Source organism: Paenibacillus sp. NAIST15-1 (genome assembly GCF_001894745.1).
In the GTDB taxonomy this organism is placed as follows: domain Bacteria; phylum Bacillota; class Bacilli; order Paenibacillales; family Paenibacillaceae; genus Paenibacillus_B; species Paenibacillus_B suaedae.
The window spans coordinates 128,629-138,241 of sequence record NZ_BBYF01000016.1 but is presented as its reverse complement, the minus strand read 5'-3'; the positions used below and the strand labels follow the sequence as shown (position 1 = coordinate 138,241).

Sequence of the window (9,613 nt, the reverse complement as noted above, 5' to 3'; positions counted from 1 at the left end):
TTTGTTTCGCGCGTTTCACGCTCTCAACTGGCTAAAGCCTAAACAAAAGCCGCCTATCCAAGTAGGCGGCCCAGCTCTATTATCCTGCTACATCTCTCTTTGTAAAGGTAAGCCAAGAAACAACGTGAAATGCAAGGAAGTAAACAATCAGCACGGCAATCGAGAAGCCGAGCGTCATATCCGGGCGGAGTGGTGTTCCCTCGAAATACGGACGGAGGTCGATATTGGCGAACAGTATATATTTCCCCCAGCTATAATGCGCGAAGAGCGCTGCCATATTTCCGCCAATGAGCAAAAAGCACAGGGAAAATGCGATAGCCATAGACGAGCTGCGGAATGCCGCCGATATCATAAAGGCCAATGTCACAAACATAACTAGCTCAATGATACTGAACCCATAATCCTTCAGCAGCGCAAGCAGCCTCGAACTTTCTACAATTGTACCGTCTTCTCCGATACCTATGAGTGACTGTGAGAAACCTCCAAAACCCTCAACAACCCCTCCTACCAAAAAGGAGAATAGAATATTGATTGCAGTAAGAACAAATGCAAATTGGAGGGTAGCCGCATACTTGCTCAGTAATATGCGGGTGCGTGAGGCTGGCCCAACGAGCAATAACTTGATCGTCCCCCACGAATGTTCGGCAGCGAACATATCCGCTGCAATAACAACAGTAAATAGAATAACAACCAGCATCAGCTTCGAAGAAAGATTCACGATGCTCCATATGTTCAAGGCATGTGGATTACGATTATGCTCCATGTAGTATTCATTGAGCTGGATCCGCTTCGTTAACTCCTGCTTCGCGTTTGGCCCAATTTTTCCACTGTTGTCTGTAAGCTGTTGCTTCAAATGTTCATTGGATTGGACAACATATTGCTGCCATCCCTCACCCTTGCGTGGGTCTTTGTCAATTTCCATAATACCGGTCAGCAGCACAATAACAGCCATAAGTATTCCGATCATAATCCATGTACGAGGGCGCCGATATATCTTCATATTCTCGTTCTGAATGAGATTGTAATAGCTAGACAATACGCTCCCCTCCTGTCAGCTCCAAAAATTGATCTTCCAATGACAGATTCGCCGCTTGAATGCCGTACACATCGATGTCTGCATGCACGAGCGCCCTTGTCAGGTCAGGCACCCGCTTGCGCCCTGCCGAAATATGAAGCTGGCCTTCATCAACATGCATATCAAGATCGGGCATCATTGCAGATAACATCTCCCAAGCTGCCCTCGGGTTGTCGACATCAATCACGATATGCTGCGTATCCGTTTTCTCCTTCAATTGCCTCATCGAGCGAACATCGATCAGCTTGCCAGTCTGGATGATCGCAACTCGATCACACATCAGCTCCATCTCGGACAATAAATGAGAGGATACGACGACACTGATGCCTTCTTGATGCGCCAAGTTGCGCAAATAATCTCGCAGCTCACGGATCCCCGCTGGATCCAGCCCATTCGTTGGCTCATCGAGAATTAATACGGAAGGCTTGTGCAACAGCGCTTGAGCGACACCAAGCCGCTGCCGCATACCCAGTGAATAGCGCTTTACTTTCTCATGAATGCGATTTTCCAACCCAACGAGCTTCACTACCTCGTCAATCCGCTCTTTCGTTATGCCCGAATGTCTTCGTCCGTAATATACGAGATTTTGATACCCTGTCAAAAACTTATACATCTCTGGATTTTCAACTATCGCACCAATATGGGTCATTGCCTGCTCGAACTGCTTGTGCACAGGAATTCCTTTCACGTAGATCTCACCAGATGTCATCGAAATTAATCCCACAATCATCCGAATCGTTGTCGTCTTGCCCGCCCCATTGGGACCCAGAAATCCAAATACTTCTCCCGCCGGAACATCAAATGACATCTGATCCACAATCGTGCGCTTGCCAATTTGTTTGGTTACATTGCGAAGCTGAAGGACTGCTTCTGAACTCATAAAATCCGAACCTCCCAACAGAAAATAACCCTCTGAACCTACATCCCCTGAACATTAAATATGGACGACTCTCTCAACCAGCAGCAAAATCTATATTTCTATCGACGCGGGCGCATATTTGTCAAGGTTCGAATAATCAGATAGCAAAGAACAGCTCCAACCCCTGCTCCGCACACATATCCAATCCTTCCCGGAGAAAAAAAGTCATAACCCACAGTTCCCCCGTACAGCGCTGCAAATATGACACCTAACACAATATAAGCCTTTTCTATAGCAGGGAATACAAACTGTTTGCCGTTATTCTCCGTACGATTGCGGGAGTACAGCCACATGCCAGCGAGTAATAACAATATCGAAACGATACTTATAAACCCATACGAATATCCAGGCCCTTCATGCGTGACCCAATTCCCTACATTAAATCTGTCCCATACGCCAATATCAATTACAGATTGAGCGGATTCTGACACAGGAATCATGAATATATGAACGAATTTTCCTATTACAAACCGCAGAAAATCAAATAGAGTCATGCAAAGCAGAAACAACAACGCCTGCATTGACCATGTTCCTGTAAAGGATCCTAGGAACAAGGTAAGCGTGTATATGGATACTGCTACAAAAATCATATGGAGTCCTCGTACAACTATCTCCCCTATAGAGACATATTCACTTACATGCGAGGATGCGAGCACCACGAAATCTAATCCTAGTGTAATAACAATTGTGCTCACAATGTACACAATACCAATCATCCATTTGGTCAAATACAATATCCATCTTGGATAAGGCAGGGCAAACATATGCTCATTCACCTGATTTCGCCGTTCCTGACCTAATAGCCAAATAGACAATATAAAACTACCAAGGATGATAAAAATCAAACCACCGCCATAATCGTTATACAGATTATCGCCTGCACGGCCATCTTGATATACATAGGTAACATTCTTAACAAATGTATCCCTCATCGACTTAGAAGCCCACCACAACTTCCACATATGCGTATAAACGATAGGAAAAAAACTCGCCAGCAGCATGAGCCACAGCAGTACGCGTGTCTGACGATACTCCTTCCACCAGAGCGCCTTTACGAACAGCTTATGCTTCATCATCGTTACCTCCCGCCTTCCCGATAAACCAATCCTCTAGTGTCAATGGGAGCTCATCGACGAGCAGCGGCTTCAGCTCTTGCAATTCTGTCATTGCTTCATTCGACTCTAGGATAACCGTATATACACGGCCGACCTGTTGTAGAACGAACACATCTTCCCGATGCAGCCACATCGGAGATTTATCCCCGTTAAATACAACCTGCAGCTTCTTCATCTGCTCGCGCAAAAGCTCCAGTTCCCATATATCATCCGTTCTCCCATCTCGCAGCAGAACCACAGAATCGGCAATCCGATCAAGCTCACTGAGCATATGTGACGAGATGACAATGGAGTTGTTCTCATGGAGCGAGTCGACAATTAAGCTGAGGAGCTGTTTCTTAGCAACGGCATCGACGCCATTCGTCGGTTCGTCGAATAGGATCAACCCAGCCTTCGTTGCAAGACCAAGCGCCGTACTGAACAGCATCTTCATCCCTTTGGACAAGGTGCGAACTCGCTTGTGCATCGGCAGCTTGAACCGCTCCATCGCCGACGTAAAGAAGAACAAATCGAATTTGGGATAGATCATTCCGTACCACGCAGCACATTCCCGAATCGTGTACATTTCTAGCGCAGTTGGAGCATCGGGTACGAATACAACATCCTGCTTGCATACCGCATGTGTGTGCGTGTGAATATCCTTGCTGTCATACGATACACTGCCCTGATCTGGGTCGTATACCCCAACCAACGTCCGTAGTAAGGTGGTCTTACCCTCTCCATTCCGTCCTACGAGTCCAATGATTTTCCCTGGTTCGATCGTAAAGCTTACTCCGCGAAGTATCGGTTTCCCATCTATTGCTTTATGGACATCCGTCACTCGCATCATGATTCATCCCTCCACCATTCCTCCGAAGCTTGCTCCACCATCTCTATAAATTCCTTCCGCTCCAGCCCCAGATGTTTCGCTTCAACGGCGATGCGGTTCAATTCATCCTTCAGCTTCGTCATTCGTTCATTCGCCATGCGAGGGACAGGTGTATCCGCAATGAATGTTCCTTTGCCTCGAACCGTCACAATTACTCCTTGGCGTTCTAATTCCTGATAAGACTTGCTCACTGTATTTGGATTTACTAACAGCATTGTCGACAACTCCCTTACGGACGGCACCTTGTCTCCGCTTTGCAGCGCTCCCTGCGCAACTAGAGCCTTCATCTGTTCGACGATTTGCTCATAAATCGGCATAGCGCTCTGTTCATGTAATCGAAACATGGCAGCCTCCTTTCACATTTGCAATCACGTAGCAGCTTCAAATAGATTCGCTTACAAGTGTACTATTTCAACTAGTACACATAGTACACTCGTCGACCTAAATATGTCAATACATTTATTGGAGTACCATGCACCATTTTTCTTATTCTGTGTTACAATATGGCTGGATATTATCAGACCAAGGGGGTCGGATTAATGAGACATTCATTTACGCTCACATGGGAAGGGCAAGAACGCATTTTGCGAGGCGATGCCTTCACCCCTGGCAGCACCTTCAATTCAAAGGAAAAGCCAAAGACAGGTGTGCTTCTTGTAGCCCACGGCTACAAGGGATTCAAGGATTGGGGCATGTTCCCTTATGTCGGTGAACAGCTAGCTGAACGCAGCGGACTCCTGACCCTAACCTTCAACTTCACATATAACGGTGTCGGCCCTTCGCTCGATCGCTTCGATGAACCTGATCGATTTGCCGTTAACACCTATCAGCGAGAGCAGGAAGATATAGATCGTCTCTTCCACTGGGTACGTTCAGATAAATTTGGCCAGTGGATAATTTCTGAAAGAATCGAATATGATGTATTGCCGAAGACACCCATTTACTTGCTAGGACATAGCCGTGGAGGCGCAAGCAGTCTGCTCTATGCACTCGACCACCCGGATGCGGTAAATGGCGTAATTTCGTGGAATGGTGTTACGAATATGGATTTGTTCACGGAACAACAGAAGGAGGAGATGAGGCAATCCGGGCGTTCTGCCGTTATTAATGCCCGCACCAAAGAGGCATTGCCATTAGATCGAGTTATGCTGGAGGATTTGGAGGCTAATGTGGAGAGATATGCATTGATTGAACGTATGGAGAAGGCTCATTTCCCCCTGCTTCTCGTTCAAGGCTCCGATGATTTGCCTGGATTCCGCGAGGGATCGGCACAGCTAATTGATAACTATCCTGCAGCGAAATGGATAACCATTGATAATGCCGGACACACCTTTAATACGGTTCATCCCTTCCAAGGCACGACCCCAGCACTTGAAGCTGCAATCGAGGCTACCTCGGACTGGCTTCATCACCACCCACATTGACTGCCAGCGAAGAACGACAGTACAACCTGAACGTAATCTGCTTGAACCATCGTGATGATTATTGCTTGCATGATAGATGCAGCATTAGAGTATAAGACAGGAGTTGCCTAATTGCCATGTTATCGAAACAACAGCTGATTACGGTCATTATGACTACCATTGCAGGACTAACTGCAGCTTACTTGCTTCATGTTCCACTTCTTATTGGGTTTGCACTCGGCTTCATCGTTCTCACCATCTTATCTCGTCGCCAAGGCAATACATGGACTTCTCTGCTTCGTTATATGAGGGATGGAGCCAAGCATACACTTGGGGTAGCTTGGATACTTATTATGGTCGGACTTATGATTCCCGCATGGACCATAAGCGGAACGATCCCTTATCTTATCGAACAGGGGTTGTCTTGGATCGATCCTGCTTATATGACAACACTCACGTTCTGGTTCTCCACGATCTTCTCCATGCTGCTCGGGACTTCAACTGGAACACTTAGCGCTGTAGGCATTCCCATGATGGGGGTAGCTGCGATTGCGGGCGTTCCATTGCCGCTTATGGCAGGGGCACTCGTCTCCGGCGCATTTGTCGGAGACCGGACATCGCCATTCTCCAGCACGCATCGTCTTGTTGCGGACTCTACAGGGACGAGTGTCGGTCGCCAATACCCAGCTCTCGTGCCTACCACGCTGCTGGCACTGGCTTCAGCGACCGCATTCTTCATGTGGTTCGATACACAGGGGAGGTGGACTGTACCGGAACAAGCACTGCGCATGGAATCATTCGATAGCCACTTCACCTTCAGTCCTTGGCTGTTCGCTCCTGCTGCTGTCTTGATTATCGCAATCGTATTCCGACTACAGGCTCGCATCGCCTTTACCATGTCCATTATTGTTGCGCTCGTGATCGGTACATGGCTGCAAGGAGCGACGCCAGTCGAATGGGTGAATGGTTTCTTGTTCGGATATGAAAATGCCGAGCTCCCTTCCCTTCATACGAAGGGAGTACTGCATATGATTGAGCTTGTCCTATTTATTATGATCGCGGGTGCTTTTAATGGCATATTGGAGGCTACTCGTTCGCTGGAGCCGTATATCGCTGCCTTTATTGGGCGCAACAGCGCACTGCCAGGAGCAACCGTCCGTGTCGGTTTATTCGGATTATCATTAACCCTTGTATCCTGTACGCAGACACTGCCAATTATGATGGCAGGCCGGAGCGTGATGCCGCTGTGGTCGGAGCGTTTCCCGAAAGAACAGCTTGCAAGGGTGATTGCGGACAGCGCGCTCGTCTTTGCCGCTATTATTCCTTGGAACCTGCTTGCGGTACTGTGCGGCACAATATTGGGTATTCCCGTTCATCAATATGCACCATTCGCAGTCTTCCTCTGGGTTATTCCAATCTGGACACTGCTCGTATCATGGGTAATTGGCCACAGACGAACACGCAAGCTGAAACCGGCACCTGCTCCAACGGTGCAAGGATTATAACCGAGACTCCAATTTAAGATCATGCGAAGTGAATCATCTAAAAGCGATAACAACATAAATAAACCGGTTCTACTATGCAGTAGGAACCGGTTTATTTATTTCTGCTTTATTTGGTTCTATACAGTATTATATCGAATATGTGACGCAGCCAGACTACTGCTGATGCGCACTCTTCTTGTTTTTCAAGCTGTAATTCCGAAGCTTCCCGATGTCGGCAATTCACCAAGCTTACTGCTTGCCAAGAGCAACCTGAACGGGATCCGAATTATTTCTTGCTCCTACCGCCTTAATTACGAAGCGATAGCTCTGCTTAGAATCCATGTTCTTAAGCACATAACTATATTCGGATTGACTTGGAAGGGCTGGGACATACAGACTCCAATTTTTCCCCACCTTATCATCTTGCTCATATAATCGGAAACCTCTAACAGGCTCCGTTCCAACGGCAGGACGGCTCCACGACAGAATCGCATCTCTGCTCTCGAACTTCAGGTTGGCTTGCTCCACTTTGCCAGGCTTGCCGTCCGTTCTTTTAATGCTGTACTCGTCGTATTTCTTAATCCCTTCGTTCTTTGCCGCCGTATAGGACGTGAATTTCAAAACATCGTTCGATATCGAAACATCAGTGAACATCTTTTTGAACGGCTGTGCGTCAATGACTGCAAAATAATCGTCATACCCCGGATGTTTTTCGTAAAATTTCCCGCCTACTGAGTTTGTCATGAGGTAGACGGAGCCTTTCGGATCGACTACATTTCCCTCTTTATCCTTCACCACGTTTTTGATCGGCTTATCATTGAGCATTTGGTAGGATCTCATATACATATGGTCATGGGCTTCGAACACAATATCAATTCCCAACTCATCGAATACGGGTACCAAGTATTTTTTGTAGAACTGGATTCGGCCATCTTCCCACTGTCCCGCATTGTCTCCTGCCGAGTAAGGGCCTTTGTGGAGCGACACGAACTTCCATTTCTTATCAGTCTTCGCAACCTGATTTCTCATCCAGTCCAATTGAGCGTTGAATTCGGGATCCACCCACTCTAGTTCTCCTTTTTTATTCAATCCGCCCTCAAACTGGGAATTGAATTGCATGAAGAGCGCGTCCCCATATTCGAACGCATACACGGAACCGTCGTGAGTACCTTTCACTACATCCTTCGGCAAGTTAAAATGGTTGTAGAAATTATTGTTCTCCGTAGTTTCGTCTCCATCGTAATCTTTCACCTCATGGCCGCCAAGCACGGGCACGAGCGGCACTCGGGCAAGTTCCTGCTGAGGGAGGCCCAGAAACCACTGCCACTGTGATTCCAAATCACCATTGTCGACCAAATCCCCGGTTAATATAAAGAACTTCGGATCCCCGATATGCTCGATCGCTCTGCGGAACGTATCCTGCCAGAGTTCGAATGTGGACTTGCTGGAGGCTTGCGAATCCGATCCTACGATAAAATGAAAATCTCGATTGTCTGCTTGATCCGTAGTAAATGAGCCGATAGCTCCCCATCCATCCGCATCCCCATTTCCTGCCCGATACCGATATGACGTCCCCGGCTTGAGATTATCAGCCGTGACCTTATGGCTTGCAAATTTCGTTTTTTTCTTGGAGGATCGATCGCCTTTTACCATGAATGTCTCGATAATGTCGGAACTTCCCATATATGTAATCGCCTTAGCTTCCGGAAATGCGCCGTTCCCCATTTCGGAGGCTTCCACCACCTGCAGCTTCGTGCCAGATACCTCCTTCGGCGTATACCAAGCAAACGCCAGGCTTGTCTTGGCACCTCCATTGAAGGTCATGTTTAATAACTGCGGCACCTTGAGTGAGCTGTTCGTTTTGGGTACGCCATGAACAACGATATCCTTGATTCGACTTGAGCCGGTATCGCTTATCGAGCCGCTGCCTGACACTTTTGAATCAGAGTTTACGACCCAACGAATATATAATCGCTCCCGATCGGCTGCACCGCTTGGCAGCGCAATACCGTTTAACGAGCTGGCAGAACTGTATTCCGTGCCTAGCACAAGTGTGCCTTTTTCAACGTCCGTCCACTTGGACAGATCCGTGCTAATTTGGAGCTTGAAGTCTCTAGGCCCAGTACTGGAGGACTTCTGCTGCGAAGATACTGTAATTTGCTCCAGTCCCTTCGTCGACAAGGAGGCTAGCCAAGCTTTCTTGCCTTTGCCCTTGTCCCAACCTTGATAACGGATACTCTTTTCGCTCTCATCGAATGTAAATCCTGTTCTGGAACTCCCACCGACCTCTTGGATAAGCGTAGCAGAATCTTTGGATAAACCGGACGCAGCATAGAAGATGCCTGGATCGTTCTTTAGGTTTACAAATTCCCATTTAGCCACAATCTCTGCACTGGCGGACACGTTCAGTTCTTCCTCCGCACGAGCAGAGCCCATGCTGGAGACTGCCAGCATAATAACCGCTAGCCATACCGACAACACGCGATAACCATTCGCCAATTTAATACGCTGCTTTGCCATTCCATCGCCTCTTCCCATTCAATGAATTGAGTTCCTTGATATTGAATAGATAACAGAAAAATACAAAACTAGCCACTTATATTATACATATTATGGAATAAACGGGCTACTGAATTCTTCACTAGATTGCATTAGCCGTCACAGTCCGTTCACTTGTTTTTTCGGTTCAATCTGATAGAATACGGGTAATTCTCAGAATAACATGCTTCAGCGCAGCAGCGTACTCACG

Annotated in this window: 8 protein-coding genes; 2 read left to right on the top strand and 6 right to left on the bottom strand. The window is 47.3% G+C overall.

The genetic code is table 11. The features are described 5' to 3' along the window. Nucleotides 1–79: 79 nt before the first annotated feature. From PBN151_RS24480 to PBN151_RS24460, 5 genes are all read right to left on the bottom strand, one after another. Nucleotides 80–1,036, bottom strand: a complete 957-nt coding sequence (locus PBN151_RS24480) for an ABC transporter permease (protein ID WP_072731075.1) — start codon at nucleotides 1,034–1,036, stop codon at nucleotides 80–82. Beyond that, nucleotides 1,029–1,955 (bottom strand): ABC transporter ATP-binding protein, encoded by a 927-nt coding sequence (locus tag PBN151_RS24475; RefSeq protein ID WP_072731074.1) that lies wholly within the window; start codon nucleotides 1,953–1,955, stop codon nucleotides 1,029–1,031. Before PBN151_RS24475 ends, PBN151_RS24480 begins: the two co-directional genes overlap by 8 nt. Nucleotides 1,956–2,053: 98 nt before the next feature. Further along, entirely contained in the window at nucleotides 2,054–3,070 is a 1,017-nt protein-coding gene (locus PBN151_RS24470) for an acetoin ABC transporter permease (protein WP_227775038.1), read from the bottom strand. Next, complete coding sequence (locus tag PBN151_RS24465; RefSeq protein WP_072731072.1) at nucleotides 3,057–3,938, bottom strand: ABC transporter ATP-binding protein; 882 nt, start codon at nucleotides 3,936–3,938, stop codon at nucleotides 3,057–3,059. Before PBN151_RS24465 ends, PBN151_RS24470 begins: the two co-directional genes overlap by 14 nt. Further along, nucleotides 3,935–4,321, bottom strand: coding sequence for a GntR family transcriptional regulator (locus tag PBN151_RS24460; protein WP_021256162.1), 387 nt, complete (start codon nucleotides 4,319–4,321; stop codon nucleotides 3,935–3,937). The genes PBN151_RS24465 and PBN151_RS24460 overlap by 4 nt, the downstream gene beginning before the upstream one ends. Before the next feature lie 195 nt (nucleotides 4,322–4,516). Here PBN151_RS24460 and PBN151_RS24455 point away from each other — a divergent pair, with 195 nt between their 5' ends. Next, a complete protein-coding gene (locus PBN151_RS24455) occupies nucleotides 4,517–5,401 on the top strand; it encodes an alpha/beta hydrolase family protein (RefSeq protein WP_072731071.1) in 885 nt (294 codons plus the stop codon). Nucleotides 5,402–5,517: 116 nt separating this feature from the next. Further along, nucleotides 5,518–6,885, top strand: a complete 1,368-nt coding sequence (locus tag PBN151_RS24450; RefSeq protein ID WP_072731070.1) for a Na+/H+ antiporter NhaC family protein — start codon at nucleotides 5,518–5,520, stop codon at nucleotides 6,883–6,885. A 228-nt stretch (nucleotides 6,886–7,113) separates the two neighbouring features. On the opposite strand, the gene PBN151_RS24445 is transcribed toward PBN151_RS24450, so the two are convergent. Further along, the gene (locus tag PBN151_RS24445) at nucleotides 7,114–9,384 is read right to left on the bottom strand and encodes a metallophosphoesterase (RefSeq protein WP_072731069.1); all 2,271 of its coding nucleotides are present in this window, start codon (nucleotides 9,382–9,384) and stop codon (nucleotides 7,114–7,116) included. Nucleotides 9,385–9,613 lie beyond the last annotated feature (229 nt).

Bases quoted from the DNA above. Each gene is read 5' to 3' on its own strand.
- PBN151_RS24475 (WP_072731074.1), bottom strand. From the start codon at position 1,955: ATGAGTTCAGAAGCAGTCCTTCAGCTTCGCAATGTAACCAAACAAATT.
- PBN151_RS24470 (WP_227775038.1), bottom strand. From the start codon at position 3,070: ATGATGAAGCATAAGCTGTTCGTAAAGGCGCTCTGGTGGAAGGAGTAT.
- PBN151_RS24465 (WP_072731072.1), bottom strand. From the start codon at position 3,938: ATGATGCGAGTGACGGATGTCCATAAAGCAATAGATGGGAAACCGATA.
- PBN151_RS24460 (WP_021256162.1), bottom strand. From the start codon at position 4,321: ATGTTTCGATTACATGAACAGAGCGCTATGCCGATTTATGAGCAAATC.
- PBN151_RS24455 (WP_072731071.1), top strand. From the start codon at position 4,517: ATGAGACATTCATTTACGCTCACATGGGAAGGGCAAGAACGCATTTTG.
- PBN151_RS24450 (WP_072731070.1), top strand. From the start codon at position 5,518: ATGTTATCGAAACAACAGCTGATTACGGTCATTATGACTACCATTGCA.
- PBN151_RS24445 (WP_072731069.1), bottom strand. From the start codon at position 9,384: ATGGCAAAGCAGCGTATTAAATTGGCGAATGGTTATCGCGTGTTGTCG.